Below are 20,788 nucleotides of genomic sequence, written 5' to 3' on the forward strand. Positions count from 1 at the left end.
GGTCCCTTGGTTGCCGGGCCCGGACGTGACCGATCTCAAGCGGACGCCATTCGATCATCGGGGCGCCACCCGTCAGGCACTTTTGCGGGCAGAGACGACCAATCAAGATCATTTGACGGCGGGCGGCGGGCGCGTTGTCAGTGGCAGGTGCGAGGATGCGTGCAGTACTGGCCGACGTGCTCGTGTGGCGGTGGGGGAAGTCCGCGGTGGGGGACCGTGGTAGACGGCTTCTGTCCCCGGCGCGCGGGCGCCCGCGCGAAGGGACCGCTGACGGCGATGCAGATCCGGCTGACCGTCGTAGACCCGCTGGGCCCGCATGCTTCGGTGGGGGGCCGCGCCGCGAGCTGCGACGTGCTGGTCACCGCACCGGCCGGCACGGCCCTGGCCGCGGTCGCCTCCGCGCTGGCCGCGGCGCTCCCCGGCGGTGAGGGCACGGGCTCCGGCCAGGTGGTGCTCTACGCCGGCGCGCAGCGGCTCGACGCCCAGCGCAGCACCCTGGGCGAGCCCCCGCTGACCGACGGCGCCGTGCTCTGCCTGGGCGCGCCGGGCGAGCCCGACCCGCACACCGAGCCGGCCGACGTCCCGGCCCAGCTCCACGTGGTCGCCGGTCCCGACGCCGGCGGCGTCCACCTGCTGCACGGCGGCCAGATCCAGCTCGGCCGCTCCGCCGACGCCGACGTCGCGCTGGACGACCCGGACGTCTCCCGGATGCACTGCGCCGTGACCGTCGCCTCCGACGGCCACGTCTCGGTCGCCGACCTCGGCTCCACCAACGGCACCACTCTGGACGGCACCCGCGTGGGCACCCGCCCGGTCCGCTTCGCACCGGGGGCGCTGCTGCGGATCGGCGAGTCGGCCCTGCGGCTCGTGCCGGTCCCCCAGGGCGCGCAGGCGCGGGTGGCGACGACACCGGACGGCGAGGGGCACGTACGGCTGTCCGGCGCGCCGACCCTCCCGTCCGCCGCCGGGGCGGGAGACGGCGACGAGGTGGTCCACGCGCGCGTGGCCGACGGGGCACGGGGCCACGCACCCGTGGGCGACACGGCGGGCGGTTCCGCGCGTACGGCGGGCGGGGCGGACGGTTCCCGCCACACGACCGGTGTGACGGACGACCCCGCACGCACGACCGGGCGGCCGGGCACGCACCCGCGCACGGCGGGCGGGACGGACGCCTACGCGAACCGGGACGGCGGGCCGGGCGGCGCCGCGCGCCCGACCGCAAGGGCAGGCACGCCCCCTCGCACGACGGGCGGGACGGACTGGCCCCCGCACACGCCGGGCATGCCGGACGGCTACGCGGACCGGGACGGCGGGCCGGGCGGCGCCGCACGCACGCCCGGAAAGACAGGCACGCCCCCGCGCACCGCGGGCGGGGCGGACGGGCCCCCGCACACGTCCGGCACCCCGGACGGCTACGCGAACCGGACCGGCGGGCCGGCCGCCCCCGCACGCGGAGCCGGGGCCGGGGCCGGGGCCGACGGGTGGGACGCCCCCGCCGCGCGGACGCACCACGCCTACGGCACGGCGGATCACGGCACCGGTGCGGCGGATCACGGCACCGGTGCGGCGCCGACCGAGCCGCCCCAGGTGCCCGGCCAGGGCGGTGCACCCCGTATCGAGAGCCATGGCACCGGACCCACGGCGGGCAGGCCCCGACCGGCTCCCGCCGGAGGCGACACGCACGGCGGCGCGTACGGCGCGGGCGCCTACGGAATCGACGCCCCTCGCGCGGACGCCTCCGACGCGGACGCCACCGGCGCGGGCGCACCCCGCATGGGCGCCCTCGGCGCGGACGCCGCCGGGGTCGCCCCCTTCGACGTGGCCCCCGGACTCGCGGGCGCCGGCACCGGCCCGCACGCCGGCACCGGGCGCAAGGGCACGCCCCTGCGGGGCACCGACGTCCCCCAGGGCGTGCGCAGGCGCGGTGGGCTCGGCGCGTGGGCGCGGCGGCTGGCCGGCGGGCGCGCCCCCGCCGAGGACACCACCGGGTCCGGCACGTCCGCGTACGCCGAGGAACCCGCCGGACCGGCGCCGACGGCCCCGCCGGGCACCTCCCGTGCGCCGGAGACCTGGCCGGACCCCGCCTCGTTGCTGCTGACGGCGCTCGGACCGGGGCCGCGGCTGTGGGAGCGCGGCCCGGGCCACCCGGAGGCGCTCACCGTGCGGCTCGGCACGGCCGACCGGGTGGCGCCCGGCGGCGACGCGCCGCTGCCCGCGGTCCCGGTGACCGCCGGGCTGCGCGAGGTCGGGGCGCTCGGGCTGGCGGGCCCGCGCGCGCGGCTCTCCGGGCTGGCCCGCGCGGTGCTGGCCCAGCTTGCCGCGCTGCACTCCCCCGACGTCCTGGAGATCGTGCTGATCAGCGCGGACCGCTCCCGTCCGCTCGCCGAGCGGTCCGCCGAGTGGTCCTGGCTGGGCTGGCTGCCGCAGCTGCGCCCGGGACACGGCCAGGACTGCCGCCTGCTGCTCGCCTACGACCGCGAACAGGCCACGGCCCGCGCCCACGAACTCCTCCGCCGCCTGGAGGACCACCTGACGGACACCCGGACCGGTGCACGGCCGGCGGCCCTCGCCGGCACGATCCCGGCCCAGCCGGCGGCCCCCTCGCAGGACGCGCACCGGGCCGGTCCCGCGGCCGACCCCGCGGCCGGGTGGGCAGCAGCCGCGGGCACCGCCCCGGCGGCGGCTCCCCCCCAGGCCGCACACCGGGCCAACCCCGCAGCCGACCCCACAGCTGGCCCCGCAGCCGGCCCGACACCGGCCGCGGGCACCCCCCGGCAGCCCTCCTGGGCGCGGCCCGACGACGGGACCGACCCGGCCGGCGGCTTCGCCGGGCCGTACTCCGTGGTCGTCGTGGACGGTGACCCCGGTGGCGCCGACGTGCGCGAGGCGGTGGCGCGGCTGGCCCTGGAGGGCCCGCGGGCCGGCATCCACGTCGTGTGCCTCGCCGAGACGGCGGCGGCCTCCCCGACCTCTCCGGTGACGGAGACCTACGAGGCGGCCTGCGCGGTGTCGCCGGTGTTCCGGCAGTGCGGTGCCGTGGGGCTGCTCAGCGGCGACGTGGCGACGGCACTGCGGCTGCTGCGCATCGCGCGCACGGGCACCTCCCAGAGCGCCCCCGGCGCCCCGGGCGTTCCGGCCGCCCCCGCCGGACCGGTCGGGCACGGCACCCTCGGCACGGTCGACGCCGTCTCCCTCGCCTGGGCCGAGCGGTTCGCGCGCGCACTGGCACCGCTGCGCACCGACGGCGCGACCGGCGAACGCCACGCGCGCGTGTCCGCACCGCTGCCCCAGGCGGCCCGGCTCCTCGACGAGCTGGGCCTCGCCCGGGCCACCCCCGCTTCCCTGATGGCCCGGTGGGCGGCCGCGGCCGACGACACGGAGGCGCTCGGCGGACGAGCACAGGCCGTGCTGGGCGCCGGGCCGCGCGGCCCGGTCACCGTCGACCTCGCGGCCGAGGGGCCGCACCTGCTGGTCGAGGGACCGCCCGGCAGCGGACGCACCGAGCTGCTGCGGGCACTGGTCGCCTCGCTCGCCTCCGCCGAACGCCCCGACCGCCTCGGGATCGTCCTGATCGACGGCCGGGACAGCGTGAGCTCGGGCGGCGGGCACGGGGAAGGGCTGCGTGTCTGTACGGACGTACCGCACGTCACCACCCACCTCGCCGTCAACGACCCCGTCCGCATGCGGGAGTTCGCGCAGTCCCTGAGCGCCGAGCTGAAGCGGCGCGCCGAGCTGCTCGGACGGTCGGACTTCGCCGAGTGGCACGCCGGGCGCGAGGTGTCGGGCCGGATGGTCACCCAGCGCACGGCGCCGGGCGCGGCCGGCGCCGGGGCCATACCGGACGCCGGGGACCTCGACTCCCCGCCCAGTTCCACCCTGCGGCTGCGTCCCGGTGCCGCCCGGCGCCGGGCGGCGGCCGTGCCGCCGCTGCCCCGGCTGGTCGTGGTCGTGGACGACCTCGACGCGCTCGTCACTCCCCCGCTCGGCTCGCCCGGACGGCCCGCGGCGGGGTCGGTGATGCGGGCACTGGAGGCCGTCGCGCGGGAGGGCGAGCGGCTCGGGGTGCACCTGGTGGCCGCCACCGGTCCCGGGGGCCGTACGGAACAGACGGAGCCGGCCCGCCGGGCAGCGCTGCGGGTCGCCCTGGACGCGCCGGTGCCGGGGCCGGACGAACCGGCGCCGGGGCGTGGGCGGCTGACCTCCGCGGAGGGGCGCTCCCTGGTGTTCCAGGGCGGCCGGGTCACCGGACGCATCCCGCGGACGGCGACGCTGCGGCCCACCGTGGTCCCCCTGGAGTGGCACCGCATGGGCGACCCGCCCACCCGGCGCCCGGTGCGCGAGCTGGGCAACGGTCCGACGGATCTGGCGTTGCTGGCCAGCGCGTTGGAGCGGACCGCGCGCGAGGTGTCGGCGGCGGAGGTGCCGTCGCTGTTGTGACGCCCGGCGCGACACCGCCCCTTCCACGCGCCCCTCCCGACGCGCCCCTCCCAACGGCCCTCCCTACGTGGCGCTCCCCGCGTGCCCCTCCCAACGGCCCTCCCTACGTGGCGCCTCCGACGTGCCCCTCCCTGCGGGACGCTCCCCGCGTGGCGCTCCCCGCGTGCCCCTCCGAACGCGCCCCTCCCAACGGCCCTCCCCACGCGCCCCCTCCCGACGGCCCACCTGGTCACGACGCGGTCACGATCCCCCGCTTGACAGCGGACGCGCTCTTGCCGCCCTCACCCCCCTGGCGTACACCAGAGCGCACGGGACAGCGCCGAACGTTCGACGAGGAACGAAGAACGGGGCAGTGATGCGCACGAGCAGCACCATCCGATCACGCAGGACCGTCAAGAGGACCACTCGGACCGCCGCCGCCTTCGCCGCGGGAGCACTCGCGCTCTCGCTCACCGCGTGCGGTGGCGACGACGACAAGAGCAGCGGTGACAACGGCGGTCAGGGGGGCGGCGACAAGGAGCCGGCCGCCACCGTAACCCTCCCCAGGCTGGACGGCGAGAGCCTGGAGGTCGCCGCCGTCTGGACCGGCGCCGAGCAGGAGAACTTCAAGAAGGTCCTCGCCGAGTTCGAGAAGCGCACCGGCGCCAAGGTGACCTTCGTGCCCGCCCAGGACCCGATCATCAACTTCCTCGGCTCGAAGATCGCGGGCGGCGCCCCGCCGGACGTGGCGATGCTCCCGCAGCCCGGTGCCATCAAGCAGGCCGTGGAGAAGGGTTGGGCCAAGCCGCTGGGCGCGGAGGCCACCGAGGAGCTGCAGGAGAACTACTCGCAGGGCTGGCAGGACATCGGCAAGGTCGCCGACAAGCAGTTCGGCGTCTACTACAAGGCCGCCAACAAGTCCCTGATCTGGTACAACGCGCAGGTCTTCGAGAACGCGGGCGCCGCCGAGCCCAAGACCTGGGACGAGCTGCTCACCGCCGCCCAGACGATCTACGACTCGGGTGTCACGCCGTTCTCCGTGGGCGGCGCGGACGGCTGGACCCTCACCGACTGGTTCGAGAACGTCTACCTCTCGCAGGCGGGCCCGGAGAAGTACGACCAGCTGGCCAAGCACGAGATCAAGTGGACGGACCCGTCCGTCAAGGAGGCGCTGACCACCCTCGCCGAGATCTGGGGCAAGAAGGACTACGTCGCGGGCGGCGCGTCCGGCGCGCTGCAGACCGAGTTCCCGGCCTCGGTGACGCAGACCTTCACCGGCGGCGACCAGCCCAAGGCGGGCATGGTCTACGAGGGCGACTTCGTGCAGGTCAACATCGCCGAGACGGACGCGAAGGTCGGCACGGACGCGAAGGTGTTCCCGTTCCCGGCCGTCGGCGACACCGCGCCGGTGGTCTCCGGCGGCGACGCGGCCGTGATCCTGGAGGACTCGAAGGCGTCGCAGGCGCTGGCCACCTGGCTGGCCTCGCCGGACGCGGCGACGATCCAGGCGAAGCTCGGCGGCTACCTCTCGCCGAACAAGAACGTCGACGCGTCGGCGTACCCGAACGACGTGCAGAGGAAGATCGCCGAGGCGCTGATCGCGGCCGGCGACGACTTCCGCTTCGACATGTCGGACCAGGCCCCGCAGGCCTTCGGCGGCACGCCCGGCAAGGGCGAGTGGAAGGCGCTCCAGGACTTCCTGAAGAACCCGAAGGACGTCGCCGGCGCCCAGGCGAAGCTGGAGGCGGACGCGGCCGCCGCCTACGGAGGCTGACGCGATGACGTCGGCCACGGCGGCAGGAGCCTCACGGGGCCCTGCCGCCCCCAAGTCGCGCAAGAGCGTGACCGGCACCCGCAGAACCGTGGCGGCCCTGTTCCTGCTGCCCGCCCTGGTGCTGCTCGGCGCGCTCGTGGTCTACCCGATCGGGTACTCGCTGATCCGCAGCTTCTACGACCAGTCCGGCGACGGCTTCGCCGGATTCGACAACTACCAGGCGCTGTTCACCGACGACGGCATCCGCACCGCGCTGAAGAACAACATCATCTGGGTGGTGTTCGCGCCCACGGTCGCCACCGCGCTCGGCCTGATCTTCGCGGTGCTGACCGAACGGGTGCGCTGGGGCACGGCGTTCAAGCTGGTCGTCTTCATGCCGATGGCGATCTCGATGCTGGCGGCCGGCATCATCTTCCGCCTGGTGTACGACCAGGATCCGGACAAGGGCGTCGCGAACGCGGTGTGGGTCGGTGTGCACGACACGTTCGCCGAGTCGTCCGCGTTCCCGAAGGCGCACCCGGGCCGCGAGTCGCCGCTGGAGCCGGCCGGCGGCGGCGCGTTCATCACGAAGCAGCCGGTGAGCACGGGGCAGACCGTCGTCCTCCCCCTCGTCGGCGTCGCCCCCGACCTGATGCCGGACGGCGCGGAGAAGGCCGCACCCGCCCGGCCCGAGGACGGGAAGATCACCGGCACCACCTGGCAGGACTTCACCCGCGGCAAGGGCGTCGGGAAACTCAACGGCGTCGACGCCGCCGAGCTGGGCTACGCCGGGATGAGGATCGAGGCCGTCAAGGACGGCGAGGTCGTCGCGGAGACCACGGCGTCCGGCGACGGCACCTTCACCCTGCCCGCCGCGGCCGACGGAGCACAGCTCAGACTCCCCGCCGACAACTTCAAGGAGGCCTACAACGGCCTGAACTGGCTCGGCCCCTCGCTCGTCACACCGGCCATCATCGGGTCGTACGTGTGGATGTGGGCGGGCTTCGCGATGGTGCTGATCGCGGCGGGGCTGGCCGGGGTCCCGCGCGAGCTGCTCGAAGCCGCCCGGGTCGACGGCGCCAACGAGTGGCAGGTCTTCAGACGGGTCACGGTGCCCCTCCTGGCGCCGGTCCTGGCGGTCGTGGCCGTCACCCTGATGATCAACGTCCTGAAGGTCTTCGACCTGGTGTTCATCATCGCCCCCGGCTCCTCCCAGGACGACGCGAACGTGCTCGCCCTGGAGCTGTACCGCAAGGGCTTCGCCTCGGACCAGCCGGGCATCGCCAGCGCCATCGCGGTGTTCCTGCTGCTCCTGGTCATCCCGGTGATGTGGTTCAACGTACGGCGGCTGCGGCGGGAGGTGCGGCGATGACCACGGACGCGGGCTCCCTCACGAAGACGGCGCCGACACCGCCCGGGACGGCCCGCAAGGCGAAGCAGTCGCTGGGGTCGCGGCTCGCCGAGGGCGTCAGCGGCGGGCTGGTCAGGGTGTTCCTGATCGTCGTGGGCCTGTTCTGGCTGGTCCCGACGATCGGTCTGCTGCTGTCCTCGCTGCGCACGCCCCGGGACATGGCGGCGAGCGGCTGGTGGGAGGTCTTCACCAAGCCGTCCCAGCTCACCTTCCAGAGCTATGAGGAGCTGCTCGAGAACGGCGACATCACCTCCTCGCTCGTCAACACCGTGTTGATCACGGTCCCGGCGACGGTCCTGGTGGTGGTCATCGGGTCGCTGGCGGGCTACGCCTTCGCGTGGATGGACTTCCCGGGCCGCGACTGGTGGTTCCTGGCCGTGGTCGGGCTGCTCGTCGTCCCCGTCCAGGTCGCCCTGATCCCGATCGCCGAACTCTTCGGCAAGATCGGCCTGTTCGGGTCGGTCGTCGGCGTGATCCTGTTCCACGTCGGCTTCGGCCTGCCCTTCGCCGTCTTCCTGCTGCGGAACTTCTTCGCGGAGATCCCGAGGGAGCTGCTGGAGGCGGCCCGCCTCGACGGCGCGGGCGAACTGCGGCTGTTCCTCCGGGTCGTGATGCCGCTGGGCGGGCCCGCGATCGCGAGCCTCGGCATCTTCCAGTTCCTGTGGGTGTGGAACGACATGCTGGTCGCGCTGATCTTCTCGGACTCCGGGAGCCAGCCGATCACGGTCGCCCTGCAGACGCAGGTACGGCAGTTCGGCAACAACATCGACGTACTGGCGCCGGGAGCGTTCATCTCCATGGTGATCCCGCTCGCCGTGTTCTTCGCGTTCCAGCGGCAGTTCGTCTCCGGCGTGATGGCGGGCGCCGTCAAGTAGGCGCCGCGACAGCACCCTTGAGGGGGCGGGCCGAACACCGGCCCGCCCCCTCCTTCGTACGGGGGTTTCCCACGGGCACGGGGTCCCCCGAATGCCGCAGGGGCCGTAACCAAGTCACTCCATTGGCCGTTCCCGGGCCGAACGCCCGCGCCGACCCCGCCGACCCATGGATGTTCCCGTGCCCAGGTTCAGTGTCATCGTCCCCGCGTACCAGGTTCAGGCGTATCTGCACGAGTGCCTGGAGTCGGTGCTGTCCCAGTCGTGTCCGGACCTCGAACTGATCGCGGTCGACGACTGCTCGCCGGACGCCTGCGGCGCGATCATCGACGAGTTCGCGGCCCGCGACCCGCGCGTACGCGCCGTGCACCTGCCCGGGAACCAGGGCCTCGGACCCGCCCGCAACGCCGGGATGGAGCGGGCGAGGGGCGACTACCTGGTCTTCCTCGACGGTGACGACACCCTCGCCCCGGACGCGCTGCGGGCCATCGCCGACCGGGTGAAGGAGACCGGGGAGCCGGACGTCCTGGTCTACGACTACGCGCGCACGTACTGGTCGGGCGAGGCGGTCCGCAACCAGGCCGCCCGGCACCTCACCGAACAGGGCCCGGCGCCGTTCCGGCTCACCGACCGGCCGGGACTGCTGAAGCTGCTGATGGTGGCCTGGAACAAGACGGTGCGAAGGGAGTTCGCGGAGCGCGAGGGCCTCACCTTCCCGCCCGGCTACTACGAGGACACGCCCTGGACCTACCCGGTCCTGATGACGGCTCAGTCCATCGCCACCCTGGACCGGGTCTGCGTCCGCTACCGGCAGCGCCGGCGGGGCAGCATCCTGGGCACGCCGAGCGAGCGCCACCTGGACGTCTTCGCGCAGTACGACCGCGTCTTCGCGTTCCTGGAGTCGCACCCGGAGCCGGCCCGCTGGCGGCCGGTGCTCTACCGCCGCATGGCCGACCACCTGACGACGGTGTTCACCCGCCCCGACCGCCTCCCGCGCGCCCTGCGCGGCGAGTTCCTGCGCCGGGCCCGCGTCCACTGCCGCCGCTACCGGGTCCCCGGCGCCCCCGCCCCGCTGCCGGTGCGCCTGCGCCACGCCCTGCTCCGGCTGGGCCTGCGCCGCACCTACGAGGCCCTGCGGCTGGCGTCGGCCCTGCGCCGCCGGACGGGGAAGGGCGCCGCCAAGCTGCTGCGCACCGCGCGGACCGCCGCCCTGCGCCTGCACTACCGCGTCCAGCGCCGCCTTCCCCTGCGCGCCGACCGTGCCGTCTTCGCCGCCGACGAGGGCCGGGGGCACGGCTGCAACCCGGGCGCGCTGGAGGAGGCGTTCCGCGACCTCGCGCCGCACATCCGCACGGCGTGGGCCGCCGACCCCGCGCACCACCACACCGTGCCGACCGGCACGCGCCGCCTGACGCCCGGCACGGCCGCCTACTGGACGGCACTGGCCCGCTCCCGGTATCTGGTGCACAACACCGCCTTCGACGCCGGCCTGGTCAAGCGGAAGGGCCAGGTGCTGATCCAGACGCAGGCCGGGACGCCCCTCAAGCACATGGGCCTGGACCTCCAGGAACGCCCGGCCGCCGCCCGCGGCACCGACTTCGCCCGGCTGCTGCGCGACGTCGACTCCTGGGACTACGTCGTCTCCGCCAACCGTCACTCCACCCTGACCTGGGAACGCGTCCACCCCGGCGGCTACACCACCCTGGAGTACGGCCAGCCGCGCACCGACGTCCTCCAGCGGGCGACGCCCGCGGACGTGGCCCGGTTGCGCGAGACGCTCGGCATCCCCGAGGGCACGGTCGCGATCCTCTACGCGCCCACCCACCGCGACTACCGGCGCACCCAGCGCGCCGCCCTGGACCTGGAGCGCGTCCTCACCCGCCTCGGCCCCCGCTACATGGTGCTGGCCCGCGCGCACCCCCGCCACGGCGGTCCGCTCGCCGAGTCCGGGGGCCGGCTCCTCGACGTCAGCGACCACCCGAGCGTGGAGTCGCTCTGCCTGGCCTCGGACGCCCTCGTCACCGACTACTCGGCACTGATGTTCGACTACGCGGGTCTGGACCGGCCGATCGTGATCCACGCCGACGAGCCGGAAGCCTACGAGGCGGCCCGCGGCACCTACTTCGACCTGCGCGCCTTCCCGCCGGGCGCGATCGCGCGGGACGAGGACGAGCTGATCGACATCTTCGCCGGCGGCCACTGGCGCGGATCCCGGTCCGCCCAGCTCAGGGCCGCTTTCCGCGAGCGGTTCTGCCCGCTGGACGACGGCCGCGCCGCGGAACGCGTGGTACGCCGCGTGGTGCTGGGCGAGACGGACCTCCCGCGGGTCGTGCCGCTCGCCGCACGGCACCCCGCGCCCTCGGCCGCCGCGGCCCTGGCCCGCACCCCGCTGGCCACGGTGCCGCAGCCCGCCGGCCCCCGCACCGTCACCGACAGCCTCTGAGCGCCGTTTGCCCACTGGGAGTTCGCATGCCCCGCAGTTCGTCGCGGCCCACTCCGACCCGGCCGCCCACCTGGCGGCCGACGGGACGGCCGGGCCGCCGGACGGCACGAGCGGCGGGGGGTGGCTTCCATCGGACGGGGGATTCCGGCCGACGGGAGGCTCCCGGCCGACCAGGAGAACGAGAGAAAGAGCAGTATGCCCCGCTTCAGCATCATCGTCCCGTCCCATGGGGTCGCGGGGCGGCTGTCCCAGTCGCTGGACTCGGTCCTCACCCAGTCCTTCGGTGACTTCGAGCTGATCCCGGTCCACGACGCCCCGGACCGCGTCGCGGCGGACGTCACCGGGGAGCGCGCCGAGCGGGACTCCCGGGTGGCGCCCGTGCACTCGCCGCCGTCGGCCGGGCTGGCCGGGGCGCGCAACGCCGGGACGCGGGCGGCGACCGGCGCGTACCTGCTGTTCCTCGACGGCGACGACGTCCTCGCGCCGGGTGCGCTGGCGGCGCTGGACGCCCGGCTGGCGGACACCGGCGGCGTGGACGTGCTGTACTTCGAGCACGAGCGGGTGCCCTGGTGGGAGGGCGAGCCGACCAACCCGGCCGCCCCGCTGCTGGCGAAGACCCCGGACGGCGCCTTCGCCCCCGACCGCGCCCCGCACCTCACCGGCGTGCGGCTGCCCGCCTGGAGCGCGGCGTACCGCCGTACCTTCCTCACCGAACGGCGGCTGGACTTCCCGGACGGGCACTTCACCGACGTCGGCTTCGGCGCCCAGGTCGCGGCGCGCGCCGAGCGCGTGGCCGTGCTGCGCTCCGTCGTCGTACGGCATCTGGTGCGGCGGCAGGGCAACCGGCTGAACCTGCCCGGTGAGCACCACGCGGACCTCCTCGACCAGGCCGAACTGGCGCTCGCGCACGCCGCCGAGCGGGGGCTGCCGGACGAGCGGCGCGGGCCGCTGTTCGAGCAGCTCTTCGCCACGATCCTGAAGACGGCCACCCATCCGCGGCGCCTGACCCGCCGGGGGCGCCGCGTCTTCTTCCGCCGCGCGAGCCGCCTCTACCGGCGCCACCGCCCCGCGGGTTTCCGGCCGCCGGGCGGCCGGCTCGGCGTGCAGCACCGGCTGCTGGCGTCCGGGTCGTACGCGGGCTTCCGCGCCCTGCGCGCCGCCAACCGGCTGGCGACCGGCGTCCTGCGGCGCCTGCCCCGCCCGCACGGACTGCGCACCCGCCTGCGCTACCGGCGCGCGCTGCGCCGCCCGCTGGACGCCGGCCTCGTCGTGTACTGCGCGTACTGGGGCCGCGGCTACGCCTGCAACCCGGCCGCGATCCACGCCAAGGCCCGCGAACTCGCCCCGCACCTGCGCGCGGTGTTCCTGGTCGAGCCCGACCAGGCGCACACGGTCCCGGAGGACGTCGACCACGCCGTCATCGGCAGCAGGCGCTACTGGGAGGTACTGGCCCGCGCCAAGTACCTGGTCAACAACGCCAACTTCGCCGAGGGCGTCGTCAAGCGCCCCGGCAGCGTGCACGTGCAGACGCAGCACGGCACGCCGCTGAAGACCATGGGCGTCGACCAGTCGACGTACCCGGTGGTGGCCGCGGCGAGCGGCAGCTTCGCCAAGCTGCTGGGCCGCGTGGACCGCTGGGACCACAACATCTCGTCCAACCGCCACTCCACCCAGATGTGGGAGCGCGCCTTCCCGGGTTCCTACGAGCACCTGGAGTACGGCTATCCGCGCAACGACGTCTACTGCACGGCGACCGCCGACGACGTCGCCCGCGTCCGGCGCGAACTGGGCGTCCCGGAGGGGAAGACGGCCGTCCTGTACGCGCCCACGCACCGGGACCACGAGAGCGGGTTCGGCGCGGGCGGCCTGGACCTGGAGGCGTTCTGCGAGGCCGCGGGCGAGGACGTGGTGGTGCTGCTGCGCGCCCACTACTTCTACGACCGGGGCGGCAGGCGGGGCAGCGGCCGGGTCATCGACGTGACCTCGCACCGTTCCTCCGAGGACGTGTGCCTGGCCGCCGACGCGCTGGTCACCGACTACTCGTCGATCATGTTCGACTACGCCAACCTGGACCGGCCGATCGTCGTGTACGCAGACGACTGGGACGTCTACCGGGAGACCCGCGGCGTCTACTTCGACCTGATGGCGGCGCCGCCGGGGCCGGTGGCACGGACGCCGGAGGAGCTGGCCCGCGTCTTCCGTGACGGCTCGTACGCGGGTGCGGAGTCGGCGGCGCTGCGGGCCGTCTTCCGGGAGCGGTTCTGCGAGTTCGACGACGGCCGGGCCGCCGAGCGCGTCGTGCGCCGGGTGCTGCTCGGCGAACCGCCCGAGGCGCTGCCGCCCGTGATCCCGCTCGCGGAGCGCGTCCCGGCCCCCGCCGCCGCCCCCCTCGTAAGGAGCTGACCCCGCCGTGCCCCGCTTCAGCGTCATCATCCCCTGCTTCAAGGTGCAGGGCTTCCTGCGCGAGTGCCTCGACTCCGTCCTGGACCAGTCCTACCGGGACATCGAGGTCATCGCCGTGAACGACTGCTCGCCGGACGGCTGCGGCGCGATCCTCGACGAGTACGCCGCCCGCGACGAACGGGTGCGCGTGCTGCACCTGGAGGAGAACGTGGGCCTCGGCCGGGCCCGCAACGCCGGGCTGCCGCACGCCACCGGCGACTACCTCTTCTTCCTCGACAGCGACGACACCCTCACCCCGGGCGCCCTGCGCGCGATGGCCGACCGGCTCGCGGAGACGGACGACCCGGACGTGCTGGTCTTCGACTACGCGCGCACCTACTGGTGGGGCGGCACGCGGCGCAACGTCCTGGCCAACGTGCTGGCGGAGGCGGGCGACGGCACCTTCACGGCCGCCGAGCACCCCGGCATCCTCGACCTGCTGATGGTGGTGTGGAACAAGGTGTACCGGCGCGATTTCGTGGAGCGGGAGGGCTTCACCTTCCCGCCGGGCTACTACGAGGACACCCCCTGGACCTTCCCGGTCATGTTCGGTGCCGGGCGGATCGCCACGCTGGACCGCATCTGCCTGAACTACCGGCAGCGTCGCCAGGGCAACATCCTGTCCACCACCAGCCGCAAGCACTTCGACGTCCACGCGCAGTACGAGCGGGTCTTCGCCTTCCTCGACGCCCGCCCGGAGCTGGCCCGCTGGCGGCCGTTCCTGCACGCCAAGATGGGCGAGCACTGCCTGGACATCCTGTCCAAGCCGGACCGGCTGCCGCCCGCCGACAAGGCGGAGTTCTTCCGCCGCACCGCCGAGATGTTCCGCGCGTACCGGCCGGAGGGCGCCGAGATCCCGGCCGAGCTGCGGGTGCTGAACGGCGGATACGCCGCCTACCTGTTGCGGCGCCAGTCCGGGCGGGCCGGCCGGGAGCTGGAGCGCCGGGCGCGGCAGGCGTGCGGGGCGGTGGCCGGACGTGCGGGACGGGTGCGGACCGCGGTGAACCGCCGCCGCCCGCTGGACGCCGGCCTCGCCGTGTACTCGGCGTTCTCCCACCGGGGCGTGCTGGGCGACCCGGCGGCGGTCTACCGCAAGGCCCGCGAGATCGCCCCGCACCTGCGCGGGGTGTGGGTGGTGCGCGACGAGGAGTGCGCGGCGGACCCGGCCGCGCTGCCGCCGGGCACGGAGTACGTGCTCCTGGGCAGCGCGGACTACCGCCGGGTGACCGAGCGGGCCACGTTCTTCGTCAACAACGTCAACTGGCCCGGCGCCGTGGCCAAGCGCCCCGGCAGCGTCCACATCCACACCCACCAGGGCACCCCGCTCAAGTACATGGGCGCCGATCTGCTGGGCCGGCCCGGCGCCCGGCACGGGGTGGACGTGCCGCAGATGCTGCGCCGTGCCGACCGCTGGGACTACAGCCTGGTCGCGGGCCGGTACGCGGAGCGGGTGTGGGAGCGGGCGTACCCGTGCCACTTCGCGTCCGTGCACACCGGCAGCCCGCGCAACGACGTGCTGGTGGGCGCGGGCCCGGAGGACGGCCGCCGGGTCCGCGAGCGGCTCGGCGTCCCCGACGGGCACACCGTCGTGCTGTACGCGCCGACCCGCCGCGAGTACCGGCGCGGCGGGTACGTGGAGCGGATCGACCTGGCCCGGCTCGCCGCCGACCTCGGCGACGGCCACACCCTGGTGGTCCGCCTGCACCCGTCCCTCGCCACCGGTCCGGCGCGCGGCATGGGGCTTTCGGAGCTGCACCGGCGGGGCGTCCTGATCGACGCGACGGACGAGCCGCACGTGGAGGACCTGATGCTCGCCTCCGACCTGCTGCTCACCGACTACTCCGCCCTGATGTTCGACTACGCCCTCCTGGACCGGCCGATCGTGATCCACGCCGACGACTGGGGCGCCTACACGGCGAGCCGCGGCGCCTACTTCGACATCACCGCCGAGGCGCCGGGCCATGTGTCGCGCTCCTACCGGGAGCTGGCGTGGCTGCTGGCGTCGGGCGCGTGGCGGGACGAGGAGGCGGCGCGGCTGCGGTCCGCGTTCCGGGCCCGGTTCTGCGAGTACGACGACGGGCTGGCCGCCGAGCGCGTCGTACGGACGCTGATGCTGGGCGAGCCGATGCCCGAACCGGAGCCCCTGGGCGTCCCCGGTGCCCGTGCCGTCCCGGCCGGCCGCGACCTGCTGACCTCGTCGTGAGGCCGCGCACCTGGGTGCTGCTCCTGGCCGCGGTGTTCGCCCTGCTCCAGCTCGCCAACGTCACCGGCCGCGACACCCCCGACACCAAGAACTACCTGTCGTACGCCCTGAGCCTCGGCGGCGGGAGCAAGCGCGGGGTGGCGGCGGCCACCATCGACTACGTGTGCACGAGCCAGGCGTCGACGGCCCGGCGGAACCAGAGCGTGCACGTGGTCCGCTTCCACCGTCCCGACCCCACCGACCGGGTCATGGACGAGTGCCGGGAGCGGGAGTGGCGGCACGTGGAGCCGCGGCTGACGGCCGGGCAGACCGGCGGGCACACCGTGCCGTACATGGAGGAACGCTTCATGCGGATCTTCGAGGCGCGGCCCGGCTACCCGGCGTTCCTGCTGCCGTTCGTCATGGCCTTCGGGGTGACGTGGGGGCTGTGGGCGGCGAGCGTCGTCATCGCGTGCGCGGGCGGCGTCCTCGCCTTCCTGATCCTGCGCACCCTGTCCGTGCCGGTGCCGCTCGCGCTGGCCGGGCAGGCGCTGTACTACGTGCTGCCGTGCGGGACGACCGCCATGCGCCCGATGACCGAGGGGCTGCTGCTGGCGCTGACCCTGGCGGCGGTGTGGGGTTGTGCGCTGGTGCTGCGGGCGGGGCGCGAGCGGGCGGGGCTCGCCGTGGTCGCCGGGTCGCTGGTGGCGCTGTTCACCGTCAAGCACAACCAGGCGCTGTTCCTCGGGGTGTGCCTGGCGGTGGCGGGAGCGCTGATCGCCCTGCGGCGGCACCGGCGGGGCCGGCCGCCGGGCCGGGACGTGCTCGCGCTCGCGGCGGTCGGTCTCGCCGGGGCCGTCCTGACGATGGCGCTGGCCCGGCTGCTGCACTACCCGTCCGTGTCCGACAGCCTCCAGGACCTGCTGACCGGCCATTTCGCCCGGCCGGACCGGGAGGATCCGTGGCCGGAGTTCTGGCAGCTGCAGGGCAACTTCTGGGTGGAGTGGCTGCGCCGGCAGGCGTGGGAGCCGCTGTTCGTCGCGGCCCTCGGCGCCGGAGCGTGGGGCGCGCTGCGGCGCGGCGGCGCGGTCGGCGGCTTCCTGGTCGCGGCGGCGTTCACCGGGATCCTCACCCAGGCCGGGCATCCGGACATCGACATCTGGGGCGGGCGGCTGATCGTGCTGGCGTGGCTGCTGCCGGTGGTGGGGGTGCCTCTGCTGCTGGAGCCGGTGGTGCGGGGGCGGGTGGCGCTGCCGGCGCAGGGGCAGGCGGACCGGGCGCGCGCGACCAGCTGACCCGCACTCGATGGGGTGATGTGAGGTCATGTCGTTGACCTCGGCGGGTTCATCGGGAACATACGCCAAATGTCCCGAATGTCCCACCCTTCGACTGTCCCGTGAGCGCCGGCGTCCTTGTCCGGCGTTCCGTGCGCGGCGCGACGGCGCTGCGCGGCGGCCGCCTCTGGCGCCCCAGCCCGTACCAGGCCGCGGGGTTCCTGTTCTTCCTCCTGATGACGCTGGCGTACTGGGCGGTGCCGCTGTGCTGTGACGCCGGCCAGCACGCGGCCGTCGTCGAGCGCCTGAAGGCCGACCTCCTCCACCCCCGCCACCCGATGGCCGACCTGCCGGGTGCGGGAAGCGCGTACTACTCGCCGTACGCGCTGGCGCAGGGCCTGTTCGCCCGGCTGACCGGGCTGGGCGGCTGGGAGGTGGTGCGGCTCGCCGGGCCGGTGAACCTGCTGGTGCTGCTGACGGGCCTCGGCCGCTTCGTGCGGGTGCTGTCCCCGCGGCCGTGGGCGCCGGTGCTGGCACTGGGCGCGATGACGCTGCTGTGGGGGACCGAGCGCGCCTGGTGGAGCGGCTACCTCGGGCTGATGTCGATGACGGGCAACCTGGGCTACCCGTCGGCTTTCGCGATCGGGCTCACCTTCTGGGCCTGGGCGCTGACCGGGGCGCGGGCACGGGATCCGCGCCGGGTGCGGTACGTGGGCCCGAGCGGCCTGCGCGGCCTGCCCGGATACGCCGGACTCGGTCTCCTCTACGGCCTGGTCCTCCTCGTCCACCCGATCACGGCGGTGGCGGCGGCGCTGGGCGCGGTGGCCCTGGTCGCCGGCTGGCAGCGCGGGTGGCGCGGGGCGGTCGCCGGACGGTGGGCGCTGACGGGCGGCGCGGCGGTGGCGTCGGCGGCGGTGTGGCCGTACTTCGACGTGTTCGCGCTGGCCGGTGACGACAGCGTGGACGGCATGCACCGGCTCCTGTACCTGGACCTGCCCGGGGAGTTCTGGCTGGCGCTGCTCGGGCTGCCCGCGCTGTGGCTGCGCGGACGCCGGTCGTCGCGGGATCCGCTGGTGCTGATGTTCGCGCTGGACTGCGCGGTGGTGGCGTACGGCTGGTTCAGCGGCCACTACACCTACGGCCGGATCCTCGGGCTCACGCTGGTGCCGTTGCAGTTCGCCCTGGCGGTGGAGCTGGCGGCGCCCCGGCCGTGGGGACGGTGGCGCAGGGCGCTGGCCCGGACCGCCACGGCGGGGGCACTGCTGGGGTTCCTCACGGTCCACGCCGGGGCGGTGGTGCCGCGCCCGCTCGACCCGGTCGGCTTCGAGCAACCGCCGAACTGGCCGACGTACGAGTGGGCGGCCCGGCACATCGGCCCCGGCGAGGTCGTGATCACCGACGGCTACTACGCCGGTCACGCCATCGCCGGGTACGGGCCGAACCTCGCGGCGCCCGCCTGGCCGGACCCGTCGCTGGACGAGCGGGAACGCGGGCGGCGGGTGGCCGACGTCGAGGCGTACCTCGCGCCCGGTTCGACCCGCGCCGAGCGTGCCACCGTCGTCCGCCGCTACGACGTCCGCTGGCTGCTGCTGACCCGCTGGCGGCCGGTGCCCGAGGAGGCGGTGGTGGTGGCGTGGAGCGAGCGGACGGGCGAGGTGCTGGCGCGGGTCGGGTGAGCGCCGGCTCGGCCGCGACTACTCGATGACGAGGTCGACCGGGATGTTGCCGCGGGTGGCGTTGGAGTAGGGGCAGACCTGATGGGCCTGCTCGACCAGCTTGCGGCCGGTCTCCGCGTCCACGCCCTCGGGCAGTTCGACCCGGAGGGTGACGGCGAGCGCGAATCCCTCGCCCTCCTTGCCGATGCCTACCTCGGCGGTCACCGCGGCGTCGCTGACGTCGACCTTCGCCTGCCGGCCGACGAGACCGAGGGCACTGCCGAAACAGGCGGCGTACCCGGCGGCGAACAGCTGCTCGGGGTTGGTGCCCTGCCCGTTCCCGCCCATCTCGACGGGGACGCCGAGCGCGAGGTCGAGCGTGCCGTCGGAGCTGACGGTGCGGCCGTCGCGGCCGTGGGTGGCGGTGGCGGCGGCGGTGTAGAGCGCGTCCATGGGAAACCGTCCCTCTCTGTGGATCCGCAGAGCAGTGTCGCGGCGGTGTGGTGGTGATGTCGCGGTGTCTTCCGACGACATCCAGTAGAGCACGCAATTCAATTGTGCACAACTAAATTGCCTCCAAAGTCTGTCGGCTACCCTGGGAACCATGACCACGCCCGCGACCGACTGGCTCCGCCTGGACCAGCAGATCTGCTTCTCCCTGAACGCCGCCTCGCGCGCCTTCAACGGTGTCTACCGCGTGGTCCTCAAGGACCTCGGCCTCACCTACCCGCAGTACCTCGTGATGCTGGTGCTGTGGGAGCACGGCGAGCTGCCGGTCAAGAGGCTCGGCGAACATCTGCGGCTCGACTCCGGCACCCTGTCGCCCCTGCTCAAGCGGCTGGAGACGGCCGGCCTGGTCCACCGGGAGCGCAGCGCGCGCGACGAGCGGTCGGTGGAGGTGCGGCTGACCGGGGAGGGCGTGGCACTGCGCGAGCGGGCCGTCGAGGTGCCGCGCCGGATCGCCGCGGCGACCGGCCTGGACCTGGCGGAGGTCCAGGACCTGCGGGCCCGTCTCGACCGGCTCACGGCGGCCATCGACACGTACGGCACCGGGTCGGCCTCGGCAGCGTCCTGAGGGGCGCGGTGCCCGCCGGGCGCCGGGATGACGGATCATGACTACCGAGGACCGAGGACCACTGACGAGGGGACGGCCGCACATGACCTGGCTGATCACCGGCGGCGCCGGATACATCGGGGCGCACGTCGTACGGGCGATGACCGAGGCGGGCGAGAAGGCGGTGGTCTACGACGACCTGTCCACCGGCATCGCCGAGCGCGTGCCGGACGGTGTGCCCCTGGTGGTCGGCTCGGTCCTGGACGGCGAACGGATCACGCGCGCCCTGGCCGACCACTCGGTCACCGGTGTCGTGCACCTGGCCGCCAAGAAGCAGGTCGGCGAGTCGGTGGACCTGCCGCTGCACTACTACCGGGAGAACGTCGAGGGCCTGCGCGTCCTGCTGGAGGCGGTCACCGCGGCCGGCGTCCCGTCCTTCGTCTTCTCCTCCTCCGCGGCCGTGTACGGCATGCCCGACGTCGACCTGGTGACGGAGGAGACGCCGTGCCTGCCCATGTCGCCGTACGGCGAGACCAAGCTGGCCGGTGAGTGGCTGGTCCGCGCCACCGGCCGGGCGTCCGGCCTGTCCACGGCCTCCCTGCGCTACTTCAACGTGGCGGGCGCGGCGAGCCCGGAACTCGCCGACACCGGCGTCCACAACCTCGTCCCGATGGTCTTCGAGAAGCTCACGGAGGGCGCCGCCCCGCGCGTCTTCGGCGATGACTACGCGACGCCGGACGGCACCTGCGTCCGCGACTACATCCACGTCGTCGACCTGGCCGAGGCCCACGTCGCCGCGGCCCGCGCCCTCCAGGCCTCCCCCGGGAGCGCCCTCACCCTCAACATCGGCCGGGGCGAGGGCGTCTCCGTCCGCGAGATGATCGACCGCATCAACGCCCTCACCGGCCACGACCACCCCCCGACGGTCACCCCCCGCCGCCCCGGCGACCCGGCCCGCGTGGTCGCCTCGGCCGACCGTGCCGCCGCGGAACTCGACTGGAAGGCCAAGTACGACGTCGAGGACATGATCACGTCGGCATGGGCGGGCTGGGTACGGCTGCATCCGGGGGCGGCGCGGGACTAGACGGTCACCGCGCGCCGCCTCCGTTCCGAGCGGCCCCTCGCGATCGACGTGAGCGAGGCCCCTCTCATGTCGACCGAAGGGGGGCCGGGGCGGGCCCGCCCCCGCCCCCTCCCCCTCCGCGGGTTCGCATCCCGCCGGCACCGCGGCCGACCGACACCCGTTGTGATGTCCCGGAACGCCGGTCGCGGTCGCCCTCGGGTCA

12 protein-coding genes are annotated in these 20,788 nt (G+C 74.6%); 11 read left to right on the forward strand and 1 reads right to left on the reverse strand.

The window, feature by feature from the left end; genetic code table 11:
- The first annotated feature begins 276 nt into the window (after nucleotides 1-276).
- The 9 genes from ACIQ6R_RS07800 to ACIQ6R_RS07840 all read left to right on the forward strand — a co-directional run bounded on the left by ACIQ6R_RS07800 (nucleotide 277) and on the right by ACIQ6R_RS07840 (nucleotide 18,469).
- Nucleotides 277-4,437, forward strand: coding sequence for an FHA domain-containing protein (locus ACIQ6R_RS07800; RefSeq protein ID WP_404219634.1), 4,161 nt, complete (start codon nucleotides 277-279; stop codon nucleotides 4,435-4,437).
- Between the two features lie 355 nt (nucleotides 4,438-4,792).
- Entirely contained in the window at nucleotides 4,793-6,190 is a 1,398-nt protein-coding gene (locus ACIQ6R_RS07805; RefSeq protein WP_404219558.1) for an ABC transporter substrate-binding protein, read from the forward strand.
- 4 nt (nucleotides 6,191-6,194) lie between these two features.
- A complete protein-coding gene (locus ACIQ6R_RS07810; RefSeq protein ID WP_404176827.1) occupies nucleotides 6,195-7,541 on the forward strand; it encodes a carbohydrate ABC transporter permease in 1,347 nt (448 codons plus the stop codon).
- On the forward strand, nucleotides 7,538-8,455 hold the full coding sequence (locus tag ACIQ6R_RS07815; RefSeq protein WP_404219560.1) for a carbohydrate ABC transporter permease: 918 nt from the start codon (nucleotides 7,538-7,540) through the stop codon (nucleotides 8,453-8,455). The genes ACIQ6R_RS07810 and ACIQ6R_RS07815 overlap by 4 nt, the downstream gene beginning before the upstream one ends.
- Nucleotides 8,456-8,633: 178 nt before the next feature.
- Entirely contained in the window at nucleotides 8,634-10,895 is a 2,262-nt protein-coding gene (locus tag ACIQ6R_RS07820) for a CDP-glycerol glycerophosphotransferase family protein (RefSeq protein WP_404219562.1), read from the forward strand.
- Nucleotides 10,896-11,090: 195 nt separating this feature from the next.
- On the forward strand, nucleotides 11,091-13,298 hold the full coding sequence (locus ACIQ6R_RS07825) for a CDP-glycerol glycerophosphotransferase family protein (protein WP_404219564.1): 2,208 nt from the start codon (nucleotides 11,091-11,093) through the stop codon (nucleotides 13,296-13,298).
- A 7-nt stretch (nucleotides 13,299-13,305) separates the two neighbouring features.
- Nucleotides 13,306-15,540 carry a CDP-glycerol glycerophosphotransferase family protein gene (locus tag ACIQ6R_RS07830; RefSeq protein WP_404219566.1) on the forward strand — a complete coding sequence of 745 codons (2,235 nt, stop codon included), beginning with the start codon at nucleotides 13,306-13,308 and terminating at the stop codon, nucleotides 15,538-15,540.
- A complete protein-coding gene (locus ACIQ6R_RS07835; RefSeq protein ID WP_404219568.1) occupies nucleotides 15,537-16,814 on the forward strand; it encodes a hypothetical protein in 1,278 nt (425 codons plus the stop codon). Before ACIQ6R_RS07830 ends, ACIQ6R_RS07835 begins: the two co-directional genes overlap by 4 nt.
- A gap of 101 nt (nucleotides 16,815-16,915) precedes the next feature.
- Nucleotides 16,916-18,469, forward strand: a complete 1,554-nt coding sequence (locus tag ACIQ6R_RS07840) for a hypothetical protein (RefSeq protein ID WP_404219570.1) — start codon at nucleotides 16,916-16,918, stop codon at nucleotides 18,467-18,469.
- Between the two features lie 18 nt (nucleotides 18,470-18,487).
- Here ACIQ6R_RS07840 and ACIQ6R_RS07845 read toward each other — a convergent pair whose 3' ends face one another.
- Entirely contained in the window at nucleotides 18,488-18,901 is a 414-nt protein-coding gene (locus tag ACIQ6R_RS07845) for an organic hydroperoxide resistance protein (RefSeq protein WP_404176806.1), read from the reverse strand.
- Between the two features lie 151 nt (nucleotides 18,902-19,052).
- On the opposite strand from ACIQ6R_RS07845, the gene ACIQ6R_RS07850 reads away from it, so the two are divergent.
- Nucleotides 19,053-19,523, forward strand: coding sequence for a MarR family winged helix-turn-helix transcriptional regulator (locus ACIQ6R_RS07850; protein WP_404176803.1), 471 nt, complete (start codon nucleotides 19,053-19,055; stop codon nucleotides 19,521-19,523).
- A gap of 82 nt (nucleotides 19,524-19,605) precedes the next feature.
- On the forward strand, nucleotides 19,606-20,586 hold the full coding sequence (galE, locus tag ACIQ6R_RS07855; RefSeq protein ID WP_404219572.1) for a UDP-glucose 4-epimerase GalE: 981 nt from the start codon (nucleotides 19,606-19,608) through the stop codon (nucleotides 20,584-20,586).
- Nucleotides 20,587-20,788 lie beyond the last annotated feature (202 nt).

This window comes from Streptomyces sp. NPDC096048, from assembly GCF_044763415.1.
Taxonomy (GTDB): domain Bacteria; phylum Actinomycetota; class Actinomycetes; order Streptomycetales; family Streptomycetaceae; genus Streptomyces.

Bases quoted from the DNA above. Each gene is read 5' to 3' on its own strand.
- ACIQ6R_RS07825 (WP_404219564.1), top strand. From the start codon at position 11,091: ATGCCCCGCTTCAGCATCATCGTCCCGTCCCATGGGGTCGCGGGGCGG.
- ACIQ6R_RS07850 (WP_404176803.1), top strand. From the start codon at position 19,053: ATGACCACGCCCGCGACCGACTGGCTCCGCCTGGACCAGCAGATCTGC.
- ACIQ6R_RS07805 (WP_404219558.1), top strand. From the start codon at position 4,793: ATGCGCACGAGCAGCACCATCCGATCACGCAGGACCGTCAAGAGGACC.
- ACIQ6R_RS07810 (WP_404176827.1), top strand. From the start codon at position 6,195: ATGACGTCGGCCACGGCGGCAGGAGCCTCACGGGGCCCTGCCGCCCCC.
- ACIQ6R_RS07815 (WP_404219560.1), top strand. From the start codon at position 7,538: ATGACCACGGACGCGGGCTCCCTCACGAAGACGGCGCCGACACCGCCC.
- galE (WP_404219572.1), top strand. From the start codon at position 19,606: ATGACCTGGCTGATCACCGGCGGCGCCGGATACATCGGGGCGCACGTC.
- ACIQ6R_RS07800 (WP_404219634.1), top strand. From the start codon at position 277: ATGCAGATCCGGCTGACCGTCGTAGACCCGCTGGGCCCGCATGCTTCG.
- ACIQ6R_RS07845 (WP_404176806.1), bottom strand. From the start codon at position 18,901: ATGGACGCGCTCTACACCGCCGCCGCCACCGCCACCCACGGCCGCGAC.